A 20,472-nucleotide genomic window follows, 5' to 3' on the forward strand; every position below is an offset into this window, starting at 1 on the left:
TATGACTAAAAGCATCCATGCCATCGGGTATTTTGAATAAAAGTGTACAGGTTCGTTCAAAACTGGAGTGTGACCCACTGCCAGGTCAGCGCACTCAATATGTATATCGGCCAGACTTTAGTTTTTATTCGCCCTGAAGAAAAATATATTTTAGGGATGACAATATGCGTACATATTGGATCCAACAAGTAACACTTAGCTTGCTATTTAAAGTGCATAAATTTGAGCGCTCCGCACTTAATAAAGTATCCGTTTAATAGGCCCTTGAAGGAAGTGAGGTAGACAAGTCTCTCACGCGTCCACACCGTAACTTGCCAGCTATTCACTAGAGTCTGCGGCAAAAAAAATATAGCCGAATGCCACCCTATGGGTGCTTTCCAAAATACGGCTATCCGGTGGGCAAACCACACAACAAGAGACGTGACCTGCATCAAGAAAACGTAAACGTTTTGTCAGGTAAGTAGAAAATCGTTCCTGCTGATCGCTACGGGTGCTACTTTATTTCTCGAAGGGTCAATGCAACTGACCCGTCCCCTGCGCATTGGAGCCAATGGAAGTGCTCGATTGAATAAGGTGGGCCGCATGAATCAAGTCACGTTTCCCAATGCATGCCAGCTGATGCGCTGGCATTTTCATCCGGTCGGTTTCGAGGCTACTATGGACGCGCCCAGCAGCATGATCGCCCGTCTGTTTGATCGCGCCAGTGGCGAAACGGTCATCGCTATCGCCGGTATCCCTTGCTCGACAGTGATGAATGCGACAGACGTCGAGCGAATCATTGAGGCCATCGAGGCTGAGCTGGAGTCGTTCATTCCACCGCAAGTGTCGGGTTTTTTGTAACACCCTGCCCGCGTCTATCGTCGAAAAACGGCTTGTCTCCTGCGATCCTGTCGGAAGCTTTGGGGACAGCCGCGTTTTCGCTGCCACTGCTGTCGATGTACCAGTAGCAATGACGCACCGCCCGGGTAATGGCAACATACGCCAGGCGCAGGACTTCGTCTTTTTGTGCGGTGTCGAACGGGTCCGCATCACCGTCCTTGCCTAATCCAGCCATTCGATAGACCTGGTTTTTGTAGGGCGACAGGGTCAAATGTTGGCAATCCCCGAGCAGAAACACCGCGTCGGCCTGCAAGCCCTTTGAGCTGTGATAGGTCAGTTGCTTGAAGCGTCTCGATTCGGGTGGCAATCCAGAGTCTTCATTAACCAGTGCCTGTAATTGCTCGGAAAACCGGGCTTTTTCACTGCTCTTGCGGTACAGCAACAGGATCGAATCGCCATCGTTGTAGTGCTGAATCAAACGCTCGGTCAGTTCATCGTCGTCGCGATCCTGCACGGTCACCGGCAGCAGCTCTTGAACACCGCCGGCCGCTTTGGCCTTCTTGCCGGCAATCGACGGTGCGGCGCGGACGATATGCTCGGCCGCGTCAATAATGTGCTGGTGGCTGCGGAAGTTGTCGCTGAGCATCACCTTGGTGGTGGCAGGCGATGAGAACTCTTTAGCGAACTCCATGAAGTATTTTGGTGAACTGCCGCGCCACCCATAGATGGACTGCCAATCATCACCGACACACATCAAGGAAGAGCGCTGCGCAGCACGCCCAATGTGCATTGAGGGGCCACGGCTGCGAATCTCCCGCAGGCTGGCGCGAATCCAAGAAACAATTTGCGGAGAAACGTCCTGAAATTCATCGATCATCAGGTGCGACAGTGGCCTTAGCAGCTCATCATTGATCCGTTTCAAGTTCTCGGGCGAAGTCTCCCCAAACAGCGCAAACATTCTGTTGTAAGTCATCACCGGCGGGGTCTGGGTGAGTAGATGCGCTTCGAACGCTTTCCAGAACAAACTCAGGGCTTCGAAGAAAAACCGATCAGGGTCATTTTCGGCGAAGCTCATCTGAGCGACAGCGGCAGGAACGTCCAGCCCCAGGTTCTCGATGAAGCTGGCAGCCGTGACAAAGGCATCCAGCACAGGCGCGGCGCTCAGCTCGCCCTTCACCTTGTAATCGAAGCCCGGACCCGCGACGGCTGATCCTGCCAGCGACTGTAAAACTCGTTTGGCGGCATCATAGTTTTCTAGCCAAATCACAGGCTTGCGGCAGAAAGCTTGAAACAGGGTGCGCTTTATTACCCACTCGGCCCAGATCGGCAACTTGGCTGTTGATCGTTTCATCTGCTGGTTTTCAGAGGGATCGAAACCCAGCACCACCCAAGCATCCAACTCGGCAATGTAGCCATGAAAATGAAATGAAAACCCATTGATTTCAACGGTTTGCCGCATAGGCTCAATGCCTTTTATCGGCCACGCCTTGGCACGAAACCACAGGTCCTCAATAGTGTCGCACAGCTCCTCATCACGCTTGGCCGACAACTCGGTCACCGTGATACGTTTCTGTACGTCCGGATGATCGCGGTCCAGCTCCTTGAGCTGCAACGCATGGCGATACAAGGGGGCCATGACCTCGCGAAACCGCTCGCTGCTTGCGTACAGATCCCGATAGCAGAGATTCAGTTGCTGACGTTGCGCGTCGTTTATCCGCAAATCGAACGGGTTACTGTCGGCACCCTCTTCCCCGCTGAGTGCAGCCTGATTAGTCAGGTTCTCGAAGGCGCGTAACTGGCTGAAACCCGGCAGGCTGCGTACCCATGGCAGGATCCGCGAATGAAAGGTGCGCACCAGGTCGCGACCTTCTTTGAGGCTCAAGCTACGCCCCCACAGCGCCATAATCTGGATGAGCTTATTGATGAAGTCCTTACGCGACTCGCGCGTGAACGTCACCACGGTCATGGAACCGAGTTCAAAGCCGAGGTAATGGCTCAACAGGAGAATACGCAGCACCAGCGATGTGGACTTACCCGCACCGGCACCGGCAATGACATAGGTAGACGGTGTGTCGCTGAAAATCATCTTCCATTGTGCGGCACTGGGCTGGGCATGACTGGGCAGCTTTAGCGCGACATCGGCTTTGATGCGTTTTTTAAGGTCTGCAGTGAGCGCCAGGCGCCAGTCATCGAACAGGTGATCGTCGATGCGCGGGCCACGGTGTTCGGCGGGGCGGGTGTCGCGGATCAGCAACACGTGCTGGCTGTCCTCTACCGCGTCGAGCCGACCTTCTGCGTAACCTTCGTTCATGCCTTCAGCGTGGCCGTTGAGGTAGCCATCGGCATGCCCTTGCAACCAGGACGGCACATGCTGCGAGCGCAAGCCCGTCAGGCTATGGCCGACGAGTCGTGCCAGCAGGCGTTTGAAAAAGGGCAATTGTTCAGGCGGGGACAGATCGGCAGGCAATTGATGCGGCACGCAGGCTCCAGATGTCAGCTTGTGAGCGAAGAAGGGTCTATGGTGGCTGGAATTGTCGACCAGTTCTAGCGAAATGCTTTGCCATCAGCGCGTTAGCCGATCAACTGCAGGTGCAGTCGATCGAGAGACCAATAATACGCAGACCCGACAAATCGAATAAGTAGATTGTTTTGGCGCGATTTTTCCGCTTATTTTCGATGAATAATTGATAGATGATGCTCGCCATCACCCATTGATTTATCGTTCAGCAGTACTGGTGCGAACAGCCCGGCTCTGCTTTGGAGGCCACAATCATGCTCGAATTAAGACCCTTTAACACGTTGGGCGGCGCAAACCATGGCTGGCTGAACGCACATCATCACTTCTCTTTCGCGGAGTATTACGACCCTAAGCGCATGAATTGGGGCCAGCTGCGGGTATGGAACGATGATGTCATCGCCCCGCAGACCGGCTTCCCGAAACACCCGCACCGCGACATGGAAATCATCACATACGTCCGTGAAGGTGCGATCACCCACGAAGACAATCTGGGCAACAAGGGCCGCACGGAGGCGGGTGATGTTCAGGTCATGAGCGCCGGAACCGGTATAGCCCACAGCGAATACAACATGGAATCGACTGCGACCAAGATCTTCCAGATATGGATTGTGCCTGATGAGACCGGCTCAGCGCCTTCATGGGGTGCCAAACCATTCCCTAAAGGTCAGCGTGAAGGTTTCGTCACGCTGGCCAGCGGAAAGGACGGCGATGACCAAAACCTGCGCATTCGTGCTAACGCACGTTTGGTAGCCGCCAACTTGAAGGCCGGTGAAACCGTTGAGTACCGCCTGGACGCGGGTCGCCGAGCCTATCTGGTTCCGGCTACAGGGATCATCGAGGTCAACGGTTTGCGTGCAGCAGCACGTGATGGCGTTGCGGTAGAGGATGAGCATTTGCTGCGCGTTACGGCCATTGAGGACAGTGAAGTTATTCTGGTGGATGTGGCCTGATTCCGCTTCACTCAGCAGAGCCATGACCTGAGCTGGATCGAAGACAAAGCGCGACGTCAGCAGGCCGGCCGAAGCCGGCAGCATTCGCGACTGCTACATAACAGTTATTTGCCCAGGCCATACTCTTGGACATCATCACCTGCTTTGGCCGGGTACATATAGCCTTGGCACCGAACAATCAACTCGGCCCCTTTCATTGCGTAGTTGCACCAGATCTCCGGGTAGTTGCCGTCATCACAGATAATCAGGCTGATCTTCATGCCCTTTGGACCATCGCAAACATAAGTACGGTCTCTTGGATACCAGCCCTCTATGGGGACCAAGGAATACATTTGCGGTATTTCTGGACGATTTCGCCTTGATTATCGATTACTACCAACGTGTTGTAGGGAGCTTTGTGCGGATGTTCCTCATGACGTTCACCAGTAAGTGAAAAGCCCCCACGTGTTGGCCACACTGCACGCGGCAGAAAAGATCGGAGTCTCCACCCCCGGAATGCTGAATGCAGTTGCCATCATCTCGTCGTGGTCATACATGATGCCCATCTCGTGAGTGGATTAACTGCTCAGGCCACTAGGTCAAAGTGAGCCTGCTAGCAGTAATGGTGCTGCTCTTCTGGAGCATGGTTGGCGCATTGCAGTTGATGCTGGCACGGGTGTCGATACTGATGTTCAACAGGTGCACCCACTAGAACGCCGAGCAATAAAAAGCCCGCAATCCTTCAAGGGGATAGCGAGCTTTTCTGTTTCTGGCTTTACGATGCTTCGGGCTTCGCGCTCGCCAGCTGTTCACGGGCAAACGCGCCCAAAGCGTTCAGTGCCTTGGCCGCCGAACGCAGGTAAAAGGCTTGCAGTTGAAAGACGTGCCAACGTCCGGCGTACACCTCCAGACGGCAATCCACCCCGCTGTTGACTGCGTGTTCGGCCAAACGTGTGGAATCGGATAACAGCAGCTCATGGTCGCCAACCTGAACCAGCATTGGAGGTAGCCCATACAGATCCACCTGCAACGGACTGTGCATCGCCTCGTTGGAGGCATACCAACCCAATCCCTGCTCAAGCCAACCGCGACGAATCATCGGGTCATCCTTGAGTCGCGAGGTCATTGAGGCGCCGGCAAAGTGTTCGTCGGTGACCGGCGACATTAGCAGCAGCCCTGCGGCAAAACGCTCGTAACGGTCCCGGAGCTTGAGGGCCAAGGCCAACACCAACGCAGCCCCCGCCGAATCGCCTGCCAGAAAAATCCGGTTGGCCGCATAGCCTTGGGCACGCAACGCCTCATAACAGGCCAACGCATCGTCCAGCGCCGCAGGGTAAGGATGTTCCGGCGCCAATCGGTAATCCGCTACCCACACCGACATCCCGGACGCCCTGGCCAGACGACTGGTGACGCTCCAATGTGTGTCCGGCGAGCCCAGGCAAAACGCCCCACCGTGCAGGTACAAAATGACGCCGTCATTTTCGCCTTGTTTGGGGGCAACCACCTGCACGGGGACGCCATTGACCTGCTGGCGATAACGGCTAACACCCGCGATGCCAAGCATCAGCCCGGAAAGCGCGCGGACCACCCTTCTCTGTGCGACGACGCCCAATCCAGGCCCGATCAACGACCGAAACGTGGCACGTAAAAAGCCCCGCAAAATAAAGGCATTCAGCACTTCCGGCCAATCGCGAGATTCGGCAATCGTGGTGCCGCCTTCGAACTGACGGGAAAAGCGATACGCGTGCAAGCCCGAGAATCGCGTCAACCAGCGATAGCTCAAAGTGAAACCCGGCCAATTGGTACTGTTGTTGCCAGCATCATCGACGTACCAGCTCTTGCAACCGTTCCACACGGTGTTAGCCAGGCGTTTCTGGGTCTGCCCGTGGAAACGGTCATAAACGCCTTGATCGACTTCAACCGTGTTCGCCCCCGTTGCGTTCAGCGTGCGCCAGCAGCGCATGACGTGAGCGATCTGGCTTTCCAGCATGTACACGATGGAATTGTGGCCCAAGTTGGTATTCGGGCCGTAGAGCATGAAGAAATTGGGGAAGTTTGGAACCGTCAGCCCCAGATAAGCACGGGTGCCGTCGCGCCAGGCGTGGTTAAGGTCCACACCGCCGCGCCCGACAATGCGCATCGGTGACAGAAACTCGGTGGCCGCGAACCCGGTGCCGTAGATGATCGCATCAACCTCATGCTGCTCACCATCAGCGGTTTCAATCCCGTTCTCGGTGACCAGCACAATACCGTCGGTGATCAATTCCACGTTGGGCCGGTTCATGATCTTGAGGTATTCGCTGGACAGCAGGATGCGCTTGCAGCCGAAAGGATAATCCGGGGTCAGCTTCTCCCGCAGCACGGGGTCAATCACTTGCTCGGTCAGCAGCTTGCGAAACGGAACACCCACCGCCCACTTCATCAACCCCTTGAACCGGGTAAACGCCAGCGCCCTTGATTCATACCGCATGTAGATCGAAGCTCGGTACGCCGTCATCGTCCAGGGGATATTGCGTAGCAGTGATTTTTCCCGCTCGGAGTAGGCGCGGTCTGGACGCGGTATCATGTGCGCGGGCGAGCGCTGGAACACCTTCAGGTGCTCGACCTGTTCGGCAATGGCCGGCACGAACTGGATCGCTGAAGCGCCGGTACCCACCACCGCCACCCGTTTACCCGCCAGCGAGTAACTGTGATCCCAAGTGGCCGAGTGAAAAACATGACCTTTGAAAGTATCCATGCCCGCCAGTTTAGGAAACGCCGGGCGGCTGAGCTGTCCGGTGCCACTGATCAACAAGGACGCGCTCAGTACGCTCCCGTTTTTCTGGGTGACCTGCCACAGTGAAGTGACTTCGTCGAATTCAGCGGACGCGACTTCGGCGCCAAAACGAATGTATTTACCCAGTCCATACTTGTCAGCACAGCGCCGCAGGTAGGCATGAATCTCACCCTGGGGTGCAAAGACTCGGCTCCAGTCCGGATTCAGTTCAAACGAAAACGAATACAAGTGCGAAGGCACGTCACACGCTGCGCCGGGGTAGCTATTATCCCGCCAGACACCGCCGACGTCGTGCTTTTTCTCCAGAATCACGAAGTCTTTCACGCCGGCCTTTTGCAGCGCAACGGCCATGCCGATGCCAGCGAAGCCGGTACCGATGATGATCGCAGTCAGCGGCGTTGCCGACTCAAGGTGGACATCAAAATCATGCAACGACATAAGGTGCCTCGTTCTTGTTATTGGCAGTGGTCGAGTCTTCAAATTTGAATGCCGCGACCCTGTCCTCCAGATCTTGTGGGTCCTGAAGAAAAGCCGGATCAATCCAGGGTGCATCCTGCGGGTCTTTACTCGCCAGCGACACCGCGCCGCGACTGCGTGGACGCAGCAGACAGACATGGCAGGAAAGCCCATGACCAAGGCGAAATTTGCGGGCATGGTCCTCGACTGGGGCGACGACGAAATGCAATTGAATATCCGGTTTATCCAGATCCTCGCGGGTTTTGAGAAACGCCCCGCCCTCGGCAAAATTCGAGGTCAGCATGCCCCGGCGCTCCCGGCGGAAACGACAGACCTCTTTGAGCCCAATTGTTCACCGAGGTCGCCACCATGGTCACCATGGCGGCCGGGATATTGATCAGACTGGATTGGCCGCCACCGCCCGCCTCCAAAATACAAACGCTGACATCCGGATTTTCGGCCAGCCGCCCGGCGACCAAACACCCAGCAGAACCACCGCCCACGACGATGTAATCGAAGGTCATTTTCATTGTTATTTCCCCATGCGCAAGGCAGTACAAAATGCCCAAGCATCTGCTCAGGAACATTCAATCGGGCCTTCTGACTCACCCAAGTGCCGCGACAGCCTTTTATTGTTATTAAAACGGCGAACCGTGCATGGATGATGGTGAGGCCCATCAGTAAAGAGACCCATGCTGGAAAGGGACAACTGTTTTATTATTCGGGCCAATCTTTCGCGACAGGCACACAGGCATGAGCTTTCGGGATTTTAGGCGCGGCCCGGCCAGCGCTTTGCTACTGGTGGAGTTCGGCCGCGAAAAGGGCCTGTCGGCCACCGCAGTGCTGGCCGGCTCGGGGCTGACGCAGGCGCAACTGGCCGATCCTAACGTAGAGCTGACCGCCGACCAGGAGCTAGGCGTGACCGGCAATCTACTGCAATTGCTCGGGCAGCCGCCGGGGTTAGGTTATGAAGTGGGATCGCGCTACCACTTCTCCATCTATGGCCTGTTCGGCTACGGTCTGATCAGCAGTGCTACCACCGGTGATGCACTGGCCCTGGCTCTGCGGTTTCTGCCGCTCACCTACGCGTTCACGGTTATTTCCTATGAAGAGCAAGGCAGTGATGGTGTGTTGACCTTTGCTGTGCCTGGGCTGCCGCCGGACTTGCAAGATTTTCTACTGGCTCGGGACATGGCTGCGGCGGCGGTGCTGCTCAACGAGTTGGGGGGCGAACACTTCTCGCTATCCCGTTTCACCCTCAAAGCCACTGCGCCAACGCAGCCTGGCAACGATCACGTGCTGGGCATCCCTCCCGCCTACTCGGCCAACTGCAATAGCTTGGCGTTCAATCGCGCGTTCCTGTCTCGCCCATTACCCCAGGCCAACGCCGTCACGGTGACAATGTGCGAGCAGATGTGCACGCAGTTGATGCAACGCCGAATCGCCCGCTCGGGCATGACTGCTTTGGTGCAGCACTACCTGACCAGTATCGACAATGCGCCACCGGACCTCACCTCCATGGCCCGTCTGACACACATCAGCGCACGCACCCTCAAGCGCCGATTGCACAACGAGGGCACCACCTTCCGGACACTCTTAGCCGAAGCCCGCAGCCGCAGCGCCATCGAAATGCTCAACGACTCCCGCCTGAGCCTGACCGAGATCGCCGAGCGACTGGGCTTCAGTGATCTGTCGAGTTTTTCCCAAGCGTTCAAGCGTTGGCATGGGGTGGCTCCGAGCCAGTTTCTCGGCACTGTTGGCGCTGATGCGATTTTGACCTAGGCTACTGATTTTTACTGACCCGTATGCAGCCTCTGAAATCGGGGTGCGGTAGAAATCTTGGACTACCTGGAGGTAGTTCATGTATTCATACGAAGACCGCATCCGAGCGATCAAGCTCTACATCAAACTGGGGAAGCACACCGGGGCAACTATTCGTCAGTTGGGCTACCCGGCACGGGATTCATTGCGTGCCTGGATTCACCAGTTGCACCCCGAACTGCACACGCGCGTCATTGGTCGATCTGATGGACTAGCATGGCCTCCAGCGATGAAGCAGGCTGGGGTCATCGCGCTGTGCACGCGACAAGAAAGTACGAACGCCGTGGCTCAAAAGCTGGGCGTGTGCAGGCCAACTTTGTACAACTGGAAAAATCAGCTACTCGGCCCAGAGGCATCCGCATCCATGAAACGCCGACAAAAAACTCCATCGTCACCGGAGCGAGAAGAGTTGCAGCGGCAACTTGAATCTCTTCGGCTAGACGTGCGCCGTCTGCAACTTGAGCACGACCTGTTGATGAAGGCGAATGAACTCATAAAAAAGATACGGGCATCGACCGGCAAGTCCTGACCAATAGGGAGAAGACATTGCTGGCTGATGCCCTGAGGCCGACATACTCCTTGTCAGAGCTGCTTGAAGCGCTGGGCTTGGCCCGAAGCTCCTATGTCTATCATCGAGCCCGAATGCAGGTCGCGGAAAAATACACCGAAGTGCGTCGTGCCATGGCGGACATCTTCGAGCGCAATCATCGCTGCTATGGCTACCGCCGGATGCGGGTTTCGCTGAGCAGGCAGCGTGTGCGTCTGTCAGAGAAGGTGGTGCAGCGCTTGAATGCAAAGCTGATTCGTTCGATGTCGCGCAAGGGATGCTCGCCTGACAACGCGGCTTGTGAAGGCTTCTTCGGCCGGCTGAAAACGGAGCGGTTCTATCCTCGCAACTGGCAGTCAACGAGCATCGAGCAGTTTATTCAGGCCCTGGATTTATATATTCGCTGGTACAACGAGAAACGAATCAAGATTTCTCTCGGCGCTCTCAGTCCTGTTGAGTATCGTGAGAGCCTGGGCCTCGCGGCATAACCAGTCCAAGTTTTTTGCCGCCCCCCCCCAGCACGGCGCTGCTGTTTTACGGCGCTCATAGGGATTGATGCCTTGGGCAACCAAGGTACGCGCTTCTTTGAGGCTAATTTGCGGGTAACAACCCAAGGACATGCGCTTCTGCTTGCCCGTCCAGTAGTAACGGAAAAGCCAGATCTTTCCACCGCTGGCCGTCACATTGAGCGTGAGGCCGTCACTGTCATCGAGCGTGTAGTTAATACCAGTGATTCGGGCGTGCCTAATAGACATTTCTGAGAGTGCCATCGCAAGCTCCTGAACAGAGTCAGGGCCAGATGCTCATCTCGGTACGCAAACTGCTCCAGCAACAAACCGATTTAGTACGCATCAAAATCCTGGACTTAAACGCACCGGATGGTGCTGGATTCCAGTGGTTCCCGCCGGAACGAAAAAAGGACCCGAAGGTCCTTATTTCAATCGTCACAGAATCCAATGGAATTCTGCAGCGCTATATTTGGAGCGGGAAATGAGACTCGCATCTGGCGTCCGACCCTTTGAAATCTAAGGGGTTTCTTTTCTTGCCGAAGCAGGAAAAGACTCAATTCTGGACTTGTTTTTGGGGTGTTTCAAGAGCGAAAAAAGGGGTGATTCTAAGCAAGGCTATTGGGTTCTACCCAAAGCCAATGGACGAACGATCATCAAGCTGGCAGTGTCATTTTCACAGGATCAACAGGTATGAGTCCCCCCCGAAAAGACGTCCCAACCTCCCCCGCTCACCAGGCAACTCACAACCGACGAATATCGACCACCGCAGGCAACTCTTCGGGCTGGTAGACCATGAGCAGATGTTCTGGAGCCCTCTCCCGCTCAGGATAGATGGCCGCTCGGAAGGATTGGATTAAATACTTGGCGATGGGGGCGCGGACGTTAAAAACCGTTGCTGCAGTACCCCCCATGTATTCCTCACGGACCATACGGGCCTGCTCGGCCGACAGATCCCTGTGTGGCACCAGACGCACTGCAACTATCCTGTGCCAATCTACGTCTCGATCCAGCCTTGGGAGGACGGCGTCTTCAGATGCACTTACCGCCGTAATTCGGCCAAGATTTAGGTTGCAGAAGTGCTGATGTTAGACCTGCGACAGTAAGAGCTGCCGGAAATGCCGTGAGCATAAGTTGCCTTGGGGCCTTAGAGCCCCAGGCTTCACTCGCCGACGCCTGAAAACACCTCGACAATCGTATCAATCACCGCATATACCCTCGCGGTATGCGGCAGATCTGCACGGGGAACTCCGGCACGACGCATGCCGCCTGCGGTTCAACAGTTCCGGGACCAGAGGCATGCCCTTGTCACCTTGCACAGTACCTGCACCAACTAATGGGTTTCCAGCAAGCGGCGAAAAGGCAACAGGGCGGTGGGGAATACCAAGGTAAATTCGTATACCCTATCTAAAATTCATTCCAAACGATCGCCACCGTGACCCTACCAATGCTCAATGCTCCAGACCTTGGCAATACGCCGTCGACTTCAGAGATCATCACCCGTCATTTACGTGACGCCATCGTCGCCGGACATTTCGCCGAGGACGAGCCGATTCGCCAGGACGACATCGCCCGCCAGTTCAACGTCAGCAAGATTCCGGTGCGCGAAGCCCTTAAACGCCTGGAAGCAGAAGGGCTGGTGATATTTCAGCGCAATCGCGGGGCCATGGTCACGCGTATCTCCGAGCCGGAGCTGGCGCAAATGTTTGAAGTGCGCATGCTGCTCGAAGACAAGGTGCTGCGCCTGGCTATTCCGAATATGACCGAGGAAACCTTCACCCGGGCTGAACGTATCTGCCAGGAGTTCATCGGCGAAAACGATGTGGGCCGCTGGGCCGAGCTCAACTGGGAGTTGCACGCCTGCCTGTATGAACCGGCGCAACGCCCGTTCCTGGTAAGCATGATCCGTTCGGTCAACGACAAACTGGAGCGTTACTTGCGCATGCAGATGAGCCTCTCGGCGGGCAAGGAGCGGGCCGACCATGAGCACCGGGAAATCCTTGAAGCCTGCCGCGCCGGTGATGTGGATCGCGCCGTGGTGCTGCTTGACGAGCACATTGCCGGTGTCTGCAAAACCTTGCTGGAACATCTACCCTGCGCTAAATAGCCGCCAGCCCCACTGTGCTGATTTCGTCATCGAGTCTTGGTAAATCCATCAAGCCGCCCAGCCCCCGCATGGGCCACTCTTTCGCTCACTCATCTGAACGGACGTGGCCCCCATGAAGCGCATCACTGTGATCGACTCCCACACCGGCGGCGAACCGACCCGCCTGGTGACCGACGGCTTTCCTGACCTGGGCAACGGCAGCATGGCCGAGCGCCGGCAACGGCTGGCCGAGGAGCATGACCAGTGGCGCGCCGCCTGTATGCTCGAGCCACGGGGCAGCGACGTACTGGTGGGGGCGTTGTTGTGCGAGCCGGTCGACCCTACGGCCTGTGCCGGGGTGATTTTCTTCAACAACGCCGGCTATCTGGGCATGTGCGGCCACGGCACCATTGGCCTGGTGGCCTCACTGGCACATGCGGGCAAGATCGGCGCTGGCGTACACCGTATCGAAACCCCGGTGGGCACGGTTGAAGCAACGCTGCACCTCGACCGCTCGGTGAGCGTGCGTAACGTCCCGGCCTACCGTTATCGCAAAGCCCTGGCGCTGCACGTGCCCGGCATCGGTGAAGTGGTGGGTGACGTCGCTTGGGGCGGCAACTGGTTTTTTCTGATTTCTGACCATGGCCTGGAAGTCACGGGGAGCAATCTCGATGCCTTGACCGCCTACACCTATGCCGTGCAACAAGCTCTGGAAGCCCAAGGCGTTCGCGGTGAAGATGGTGGTCTGATCGACCACATCGAACTGTTTGCCGACGACCCGCAAGCCGACAGCCGCAACTTCGTGCTGTGCCCCGGCAAGGCCTACGACCGCTCACCGTGCGGCACCGGCACCAGCGCCAAACTGGCGTGCCTGGCCGCCGACGGCAAGCTACAACCGGGCCAGATATGGCGCCAGGCCAGCGTGATCGGCAGCGAATTCGAAGGCTCTTACGAAACCCTGGGTGAGTGCATCGTGCCGACCATTCGTGGCCGTGCCTATATCAGCGCCGAAGCCACCCTGCTGATCGATCAGGACGACCCATTCGCCTGGGGCATACGCCCGTGAGCGAGGACCCAGTGGCCGATGTGATCGTGATCGGCGCCGGGATCATCGGTGCTGCCTGTGCTCAGGCGCTAGCCCGTCGCGGTTTGCGGGTGCTAGTGCTCGACGCGGGCCTGCCCGGCGCCACAGCCGCTGGCATGGGCCATTTGCTGGTGCTGGACGATAACCCGGCCGAACTGGCCTTGAGCCAATACTCCCTGCAACGCTGGCGTGAAACGGCACCGGCCATGCCTGAAGACTGCGCCTATCGCCGCAACGGGACCCTATGGCTGGCCGCCAATGCCGAAGAAATGGCCATCGCCCACAGCAAATACCTCAATCTGCAAGCACAGGGCGTGCCTTGCGAATTGATCGGCAGAGCCGAACTGCGCACGCGTGAACCGGCGTTGCGCGAAGGTCTGGAGGGTGGATTGTTGATCAATGGCGACGGCATTCTCTATGCCCCCGCCACCGCCCGCTGGATGCTTGAAAACCCGAGTATCCGTCAGCGTCAGGCGCGGGTTGTGGAAGTGGACGGCAGCCGTGTACGCCTCGACGATGGTCACTGGCTAAGCGCCGAAGCGGTGGTGCTGGCCAACGGCATTCAGGCAAACGAGCTGTGCCCTGAGCTGCCCATCGAACCGAAGAAAGGTCACTTGCTGATCACCGACCGCTACCCTGGCACGGTCACCCACACCTTGGTCGAACTCGGATACGTCACCAGCGCCCACAATGCCAGCGGGCCGTCGACCGCTTGCAATATCCAACCGCGCCCCACCGGGCAATTATTCATTGGCGCCTCAAGGCAATTTGGCACCACTGACCCACAGGTCGAAGGCTGGATGCTGGCCAAAATGCTCAAACGTGCCACCGAATACATGCCGGGGCTGGCCCAGCTCAACGCCATCCGCGCCTGGACCGGATTCCGCGCTGCCAGCCCCGATGGCATGCCGTTGGTGGGCCAACACCCACAACACAAAGGCTTGTGGCTGGCGGTCGGTCACGAGGGGCTGGGCGTCACCACTGCGCCCGGCACTGCGGATCTGTTGGTTGCGCAGTTGTTCGATGAACCGCCGCCTTTAGCCCCGCAACCTTATCTGCCACAACGTTTTCTCGGAGAGCCCGTCTATGCCTGAATTGACCCTGGACGGCCGCGCCCTATGGGTAGCCGAGGGCACCAGTGTCGCCGCCGCACTGGCCTTGGGCGGGGACGGCAGCAGCCGCACTTCGGTCAACGGTCAGCGCCGCGCGCCACTGTGTGGCATGGGTGTTTGTCAGGAATGCCGAGTGATCATTGATGGGCGTCGCCGCCTAGCCTGCCAGACCCTGTGCCGTGATGGCATGCGCGTGGAGACTCGAGGATGAGCGAATACACCGACCTGCTGATTATCGGCGCCGGCCCCGCTGGCATGGCTGCCGCTCTCTCCGCCGCGCCCAGCGGCGCGCGCATTGTGCTGCTCGACGACAACCCTTGGACCGGTGGACAAATCTGGCGCGACGGCCCGCGCGCCAGCCTGCCGTCCCAGCCTCGGCGCCTGCGTGAACGACTGGCGGCCTGCGCCAACATTCGCCACTACCCTGCGACGCGGGTTATCGCCAACGTCGGCGTCAAGACTCTGTTAGTGGAAGACAACGAACACGGCTGGTGCATCGGGTACGACAAACTGATCTTGTGCACAGGTGCCCGCGAATTGCTCCTGCCCTTCCCCGGCTGGACGCTGCCCGGCGTTACGGGTGCCGGGGGCTTGCAGGCGCTGATCAAGGGCGGCCTGCCGGTGCAGGGTGAACGTCTGGTCATCGCTGGCAGCGGTCCGTTGTTGCTGGCCAGTGCCGCCACCGCCAAAAACAAAGGCGCTCAGGTACTGCGTATCGCCGAACAAGCCTCCCGCGCCGCCGTCGCCGGTTTTGCCGCCCAGCTACCGCGTTGGCCACACAAACTGCTGCAGTCCTTCGCCTTGTTCGATGCGCAGTACCGCCCCCAGACCCACGTTCTCGCCGTTTTAGGTCACAGCCGCGTCGAAGGCGTACGCCTTCGACAGCAGGGCAAGGTCGTCGAAATGGCCTGCGATCGACTGGCCTGCGGTTTTGGCCTGATCCCCAATACCCAACTCGGCCAGGCCTTGGGCTGCGCCCTCAATGGCCAGACGATCGCCGTCGATCAATGGCAGGCAAGCAGTCTCGCCGACCACTACGCGGCAGGCGAATGCACCGGTTTCGGCGGCAGTGAATTGGCGTTGGTCGAAGGGCATATCGCGGGGCTGGCCGCCGTTGGAGAGCAAAAAGCCGCACAACGACTTTGGTCACGCCGGACTCGCTGGCAAGGTTTTGCCAAGGCACTGAACCACACGTTCGCCCTGGACCCAACGCTCAAAACCCTGGCCGAACCCGATACCCTGGTCTGCCGTTGCGAAGATGTGCTCTACTCGGCGCTGACCGAACACCGCCACTGGCGCGAAGCCAAACTGGCGACCCGCTGTGGCATGGGTGCTTGCCAGGGACGGATTTGCGGTGGCGCGTTGCACCACCTGTTTGGCTGGCAGGCTCCGGCACTGCGTCCGCCGTTCAGCCCGGCGCGTATCGAGACCTTCTTGTGCCTGGACGACAACCCGCCCGCGTGAATCATGCGCCGGGACTTTCGGGCACGGCGCCGAGTCTCTATGATCCCAAAGATCGCCACCAGGCCTTCAACGCCATGTATGTCTCGCTTAACAGCCTTAAGCCCTGCGATTTGCCCTCTTTGCTGAGCAGCCTGCAGCCGATCGCGCCGCTGCTCGACACCCTCTCGGACGTGGTGTTTTTTATCAAGGACGGTGAAGCCCGCTACGCCTTCGTCAACCAGACCCTGGCCAGGCGCTGCGGCTTCAAGCACAGCCACGAGCTCCTGGGACTCACCGCCGACAACGTGTTCCCCGAACGGTTCGGCCCGCTCTACGCCGAGCAGGATCGCCGGGTTCTAGCCAGCGGCCGAGAACTGGTAGACCAGCTCGAGTTGCACCTTTATTACGGTAACCAGCCCGTGTGGTGTCTGACCCAAAAACTCGCCCTGCTCGATGCCCAAGGCCATGTCGTCGGCCTGGCCGGTATCTCCCGCGATCTGCAATTACCCCAGTCCACTCACCCCGCTTTCCAGAAACTGGCGGCAGTGGATGCCCATATCCGTAACCACTTCGCCCACCCTATCAGCCTCGCCGAGCTGACTGCGATCGCCGGGCTCTCGGTGGCGCAACTGGAACGTCACTGCAAGCGCATCTTCCACCTCACCCCGCGGCAGATGATTCACAAGGTACGTCTGGAAGAAGCCTCGCGCTTGTTGCTGGACAAAGACCTGCCCATCACCGACATCGCTCTGCGCTGCGGTTACACCGACCACAGCGCGTTCAGTCGCCAGTTCCGCGCTTTGACTAGCCTGTCGCCCAGCCAGTACCGCGAAACCCATCGCTGAAAGACTCACCATGAGTGCTCCCATAAGAGGCGCGCACGGGGCGATTCGCTCCCTTATGTAACACCCGTCTGATCCACGCCGTTGCGATTTATCTCTGCCTCTTCTACATACGCATCGTGTGAGACAGATACCGCAAGGCCTCGTAAATAATTCCCAGCCAACATCAGAAACAGGCACGCCGATTGCTAACTAGATATCGTATACGAAATAACATAGACGATAAGCAGCAGCAATTTTCCGATAACGAGGCCTCTATGAAAAACCCTGCATTTGCCGTAGCCCTCAGCGCTGTTCTCAGTACCTCTTTCATCGCCACAGCTCAGGCCGACAAGCTTGATGACATCATCGGTTCAGGCAAGCTGCGCTGCGCCGTGACCCTGGACTTCCCCCCCATGGGTTTCCGTGACGAAGCCAACAAACCTGTCGGTTTCGACGTGGACTATTGCAACGATCTGGCGAAGATCCTAGGGGTCGATGCCGAAGTGGTTGAAACGCCGTTCCCGGACCGCATTCCGGCGCTGGTTTCCGGGCGTGTCGACGTGATCGTTGCCTCGACCTCCGACACCCTCGAACGCGCCAAGACGGTGGGGCTGACGGTGCCTTACTTCGCCTTCCAAATGGTCGTACTGACCCGCGACAACACCGGCATCAACAGTTTCGACGACATCAAGGGTAAGGCCCTGGGCAATACCAGCGGCACCTTTGAAGCCATCGCTCTGGAAAAAGACGTGAAGAGCTGGGGCACTGGCAGCTTCCGCGCCTATCAGTCGCAAAACGATACCCTGTTGGCCGTTGCACAAGGCCACATCGACGCCACCGTCGTCACCAATACTGTTGCGGCCGCGACCATTAAATCGGGCAAGTACAAGGGCCTGAAAATCGCCGGTAACGCACCCTATGTGATCGACTACGTATCCTTGGGCGCCAAGCGCAGCGAGTACGGCCTGATCAACTACCTCAATCTGTTCGTCAACCAGCAAGTGCGTAGCGGTCGTTACAAAGAACTGTTCGTCAAATGGGTCGGCACCGAGATCCCTCCGACCGACTTGACCGTGCCAAAAGTTTACTACTGAGGTGTCCGGTATGCCTGGCAAGCCCACTTCCCTGACCGGGCGTAGCCTGGTCGCGGGTGCCGCCGAAGGTGCTCTGTTGTTCACCGACGTCGGCTTGAGTTTTTGGGGCGGAGTCGACGCTCTCAGCGGCGAGGTGATCGACCGTCACCATCCCCTCAGCGGTGAACACCTGGCCAACTGCGTGCTGGCCATTCCTAGCGGCCGTGGCTCCTGCACCGGCAGCAGCGTGATGATGGAGCTGATCAGTAATGGCCACGCGCCGGCGGCACTGGTGTTGGCCGAAGCCGATGAAATCCTGACCCTGGGCGTGCTCGTGGCACAGACCCTCTTCGAACGCTCCCTGCCGGTGCTCTGCATCGGCAGGGAGGCCTTTGCCGCCTTGCGGGGCCAGGCCTTTGCGCGAGTCGACGACACCCGTCTGACGCTGTTCGACCAGCCCCCTACCGATGCCTCGCAAGGGCACGGCACGGCTGTACTTGAGCCTGAGCCAGCAGATGCAACCTCTGTCGAACTCACCACCCACGACCAGCAACTACTGGCAGGCGAACATGGCAAAGCGGCCCGGGTGGCGATGCACATCGTTCTGCGCATGGCCCAGTTGCAAGGCGCGAAAAGCCTGATAGATGTCACCCAGGCCCACATCGACGGCTGCATTTATACGGGACCCGCGAGCCTGCGCTTTGCCCAACAGTTGGTGCAGTGGGGCGCGAAAGTACGGGTGCCAACAACCCTCAATTCCATCTCCGTTGACCAGCGTCGCTGGCGCGAACTGGGCATCGACCCGGCACTGGGCGAACCCGCCAGTGCTTTGGGCGATGCCTACATGGCAATGGGCGCTCAAATGAGTTTCACCTGTGCCCCTTACCTGCTCGACAGCGCCCCCAAGGTCGGCGAGCAAATCGTCTGGGCAGAATCCAACGCGGTGGTCTACGCCAACAGCGTGCTCGGCGCACGCACCCTTAAATACCCGGACTACTTGGACATCTGCATTGCCCTAACCGGTCGTGCGCCCTTGATCGGCTGTCACCTGGACGCCCAACGCAAGGCGCAACTGCTCATCAAACTGCCCGACCTGGACGAGTTGGACGATGCTTTTTATCCCTTGCTCGGTTACCACATCGGCGCGCTGGCCGGCCGTCGGATCCCCCTGGTGTTGGGGTTGGCTCAGGCCAAGCCGACGCTGGATGATCTGAAAGCCTTCGGCGCGGCCTTTGCCACCACCTCTGCGGCGCCCCTGTTCCATATCGCAGGCGTCACACCAGAAGCCCTCGACCCAGCCCTGGTGCTGGAGCCGGGCAATCCGATACCGGGGATAAACATCAGGCTCAAAGACCTGTTGCTCAGTTGGCGCGAGCTCAACAGTGCCCGCGACAACCAGGTGGATGTGGTGTCGCTGGGTAACCCGCACTTCTCCCTCAGCGAGTTCGCTCATTTGGCACGTTTGTGTGCGGGCAGGCACAAGCACCCGGACGTGGTTGTGGCGATCACCTGCGGCCGCGCCGTACTGGAACAAGCGCGCAACGCCGGACACATCGCCGTTCTAGAAGCCTTTGGTGTGACTCTGGTCACCGACACTTGCTGGTGCATGCTCGGTGAACCGGTGATCCCGCCCGCAGCCCGGACATTGATGACCAACTCGGGCAAATACGCCCACTACGCGCCAGGTTTGGTCGGCCGGCCAGTGCATTTCGCAAGTCTTAGTGAGTGTGTCGAGTCCGCCTGTAGCGCTAAGGCCAGTGGTCGTTTACCCACATGGTTGCAACCCGCTGCCACTCTGGAGAGCCCCGCGCATGTTTGACTACACCTTCCAATGGCGCTCAGTACTGCGCGCCCTGCCGGACATGCTCGCAGGTGCCTGGGTAACCTTCGAAACCGCCGCGCTGTCGATGATTTTCGGAGTGCTGATCGCGCTGGCCCTGACCGTGATACGTGAAGCACGTTACCCGCTGTTGCGCGGCATCGGCAACGGCTGGGTTTCGATTGCGCGCAACACCCCGTCGCTGTTCCAGATATACGTCCTGTACTTCGGTCTGGGCTCCCTCGGACTGCATGTCAGCTCATGGTTCGCCTTGCTGGCCGGGATCACCTTTAACAACGCCGGTTACCTGGCGGAAAACTTCCGGGGAGGCCTCAAGGCTGTACCCAGCACGCAGATGCGCGCCGCGCGGTCCTTGGGCATGAGTGCGTTCCAGGCCTACCGGATGATCATCGTTCCGCAATTGCTGCGCATCGTGTTCTATCCGTTGAGCAACCAGATGGTCTGGGCTGTGCTGATGACGTCGCTGGGGGTGATCGTCGGGCTTAACAACGACCTCACTGGCGTGACTCAAGACTACAACGTCAAAACGTTCCGTACCTTTGAATACTTCGCCCTTGCCGCGGCGCTGTATTACCTGATTGCCAAGTTGATCGTAGCGGTAGCCCGGCTGATGGCCTGGCGGCTGTTCCGTTACTGAG

The 20,472-nt window shown here is 58.3% G+C and carries 18 protein-coding genes and 3 pseudogenes; 14 read left to right on the top strand and 7 right to left on the bottom strand.

The features are described from left to right. The first annotated feature begins 564 nt into the window (after positions 1-564). Positions 565-840, top strand: a complete 276-nt coding sequence (locus tag QN399_RS06365; protein WP_322182698.1) for a DUF1652 domain-containing protein — start codon at positions 565-567, stop codon at positions 838-840. Here the strand turns inward: QN399_RS06365 and QN399_RS06370 are convergent. Beyond that, on the bottom strand, positions 809-3,130 hold the full coding sequence (locus tag QN399_RS06370) for a UvrD-helicase domain-containing protein (RefSeq protein ID WP_330200750.1): 2,322 nt from the start codon (positions 3,128-3,130) through the stop codon (positions 809-811). The two genes, QN399_RS06365 and QN399_RS06370, sit on opposite strands and share 32 nt — an antisense overlap. Before the next feature lie 461 nt (positions 3,131-3,591). Between QN399_RS06370 and QN399_RS06375 the strand changes: the two genes are divergently transcribed. Further along, positions 3,592-4,287, top strand: coding sequence for a pirin family protein (locus QN399_RS06375; RefSeq protein WP_330200714.1), 696 nt, complete (start codon positions 3,592-3,594; stop codon positions 4,285-4,287). 73 nt (positions 4,288-4,360) lie between these two features. On the opposite strand, the pseudogene QN399_RS06380 reads toward QN399_RS06375, so the two are convergent. The 4 genes and pseudogenes from QN399_RS06380 to QN399_RS06395 all read right to left on the bottom strand — a co-directional run. Next, positions 4,361-4,829 (bottom strand): annotated as a pseudogene (locus QN399_RS06380) (nitrilase-related carbon-nitrogen hydrolase); the annotation flags it as partial. A 212-nt stretch (positions 4,830-5,041) separates the two neighbouring features. Further along, on the bottom strand, positions 5,042-7,480 hold the full coding sequence (locus tag QN399_RS06385; RefSeq protein ID WP_330200715.1) for an alpha/beta hydrolase fold domain-containing protein: 2,439 nt from the start codon (positions 7,478-7,480) through the stop codon (positions 5,042-5,044). Then, entirely contained in the window at positions 7,467-7,802 is a 336-nt protein-coding gene (locus tag QN399_RS06390) for a GMC oxidoreductase (protein WP_330200716.1), read from the bottom strand. The genes QN399_RS06385 and QN399_RS06390 overlap by 14 nt, the downstream gene beginning before the upstream one ends. Next, a complete protein-coding gene (locus QN399_RS06395) occupies positions 7,741-8,028 on the bottom strand; it encodes a lycopene cyclase family protein (protein WP_330200717.1) in 288 nt (95 codons plus the stop codon). Before QN399_RS06395 ends, QN399_RS06390 begins: the two co-directional genes overlap by 62 nt. A gap of 223 nt (positions 8,029-8,251) precedes the next feature. Between QN399_RS06395 and QN399_RS06400 the strand changes: the two genes are divergently transcribed. Both QN399_RS06400 and QN399_RS06405 read left to right on the top strand, forming a co-directional pair. Then, positions 8,252-9,280 carry an AraC family transcriptional regulator gene (locus QN399_RS06400; protein ID WP_330200718.1) on the top strand — a complete coding sequence of 343 codons (1,029 nt, stop codon included), beginning with the start codon at positions 8,252-8,254 and terminating at the stop codon, positions 9,278-9,280. Positions 9,281-9,359: 79 nt separating this feature from the next. Continuing rightward, positions 9,360-10,354 (top strand): annotated as a pseudogene (locus QN399_RS06405) (IS3 family transposase). Between the two features lie 45 nt (positions 10,355-10,399). Here the strand turns inward: QN399_RS06405 and QN399_RS06410 are convergent. After that, positions 10,400-10,636 (bottom strand): annotated as a pseudogene (locus tag QN399_RS06410) (Arm DNA-binding domain-containing protein); the annotation flags it as partial. Positions 10,637-10,665: 29 nt separating this feature from the next. Here QN399_RS06410 and QN399_RS06415 point away from each other — a divergent pair. Beyond that, the gene (locus QN399_RS06415) at positions 10,666-10,860 is read left to right on the top strand and encodes a hypothetical protein (RefSeq protein WP_330200719.1); all 195 of its coding nucleotides are present in this window, start codon (positions 10,666-10,668) and stop codon (positions 10,858-10,860) included. A gap of 255 nt (positions 10,861-11,115) precedes the next feature. Here the strand turns inward: QN399_RS06415 and QN399_RS06420 are convergent, their stop codons facing one another. After that, a complete protein-coding gene (locus tag QN399_RS06420; RefSeq protein WP_330200720.1) occupies positions 11,116-11,349 on the bottom strand; it encodes a hypothetical protein in 234 nt (77 codons plus the stop codon). A 470-nt stretch (positions 11,350-11,819) separates the two neighbouring features. On the opposite strand from QN399_RS06420, the gene QN399_RS06425 reads away from it, so the two are divergent. The 9 genes from QN399_RS06425 (at position 11,820) to QN399_RS06465 (ending at position 20,471) form a co-directional block, all read left to right on the top strand. Then, positions 11,820-12,479 (top strand): GntR family transcriptional regulator, encoded by a 660-nt coding sequence (locus QN399_RS06425; RefSeq protein WP_322217761.1) that lies wholly within the window; start codon positions 11,820-11,822, stop codon positions 12,477-12,479. Between the two features lie 112 nt (positions 12,480-12,591). Further along, entirely contained in the window at positions 12,592-13,524 is a 933-nt protein-coding gene (locus QN399_RS06430) for a 4-hydroxyproline epimerase (RefSeq protein ID WP_322216089.1), read from the top strand. After that, positions 13,521-14,636, top strand: a complete 1,116-nt coding sequence (locus QN399_RS06435; RefSeq protein WP_322216087.1) for an FAD-dependent oxidoreductase — start codon at positions 13,521-13,523, stop codon at positions 14,634-14,636. Before QN399_RS06430 ends, QN399_RS06435 begins: the two co-directional genes overlap by 4 nt. Then, complete coding sequence (locus tag QN399_RS06440) at positions 14,629-14,865, top strand: (2Fe-2S)-binding protein (protein WP_322216086.1); 237 nt, start codon at positions 14,629-14,631, stop codon at positions 14,863-14,865. The genes QN399_RS06435 and QN399_RS06440 overlap by 8 nt, the downstream gene beginning before the upstream one ends. Then, the gene (locus QN399_RS06445) at positions 14,862-16,118 is read left to right on the top strand and encodes an FAD/NAD(P)-binding oxidoreductase (protein WP_330200721.1); all 1,257 of its coding nucleotides are present in this window, start codon (positions 14,862-14,864) and stop codon (positions 16,116-16,118) included. The genes QN399_RS06440 and QN399_RS06445 overlap by 4 nt, the downstream gene beginning before the upstream one ends. 74 nt (positions 16,119-16,192) lie before the next feature. Beyond that, positions 16,193-16,942, top strand: coding sequence for an AraC family transcriptional regulator (locus QN399_RS06450; protein WP_330200751.1), 750 nt, complete (start codon positions 16,193-16,195; stop codon positions 16,940-16,942). A gap of 254 nt (positions 16,943-17,196) precedes the next feature. Next, the gene (locus tag QN399_RS06455) at positions 17,197-18,015 is read left to right on the top strand and encodes a transporter substrate-binding domain-containing protein (RefSeq protein WP_322216083.1); all 819 of its coding nucleotides are present in this window, start codon (positions 17,197-17,199) and stop codon (positions 18,013-18,015) included. A 10-nt stretch (positions 18,016-18,025) separates the two neighbouring features. Next, positions 18,026-19,813, top strand: coding sequence for an aconitase X (locus tag QN399_RS06460; protein WP_330200722.1), 1,788 nt, complete (start codon positions 18,026-18,028; stop codon positions 19,811-19,813). Then, a complete protein-coding gene (locus QN399_RS06465) occupies positions 19,806-20,471 on the top strand; it encodes an amino acid ABC transporter permease (RefSeq protein WP_322216079.1) in 666 nt (221 codons plus the stop codon). Before QN399_RS06460 ends, QN399_RS06465 begins: the two co-directional genes overlap by 8 nt. Position 20,472: the final 1 nt, after the last annotated feature.

This window comes from Pseudomonas sp. 10C3, assembly GCF_036346185.1.
Classification (GTDB): domain Bacteria; phylum Pseudomonadota; class Gammaproteobacteria; order Pseudomonadales; family Pseudomonadaceae; genus Aquipseudomonas.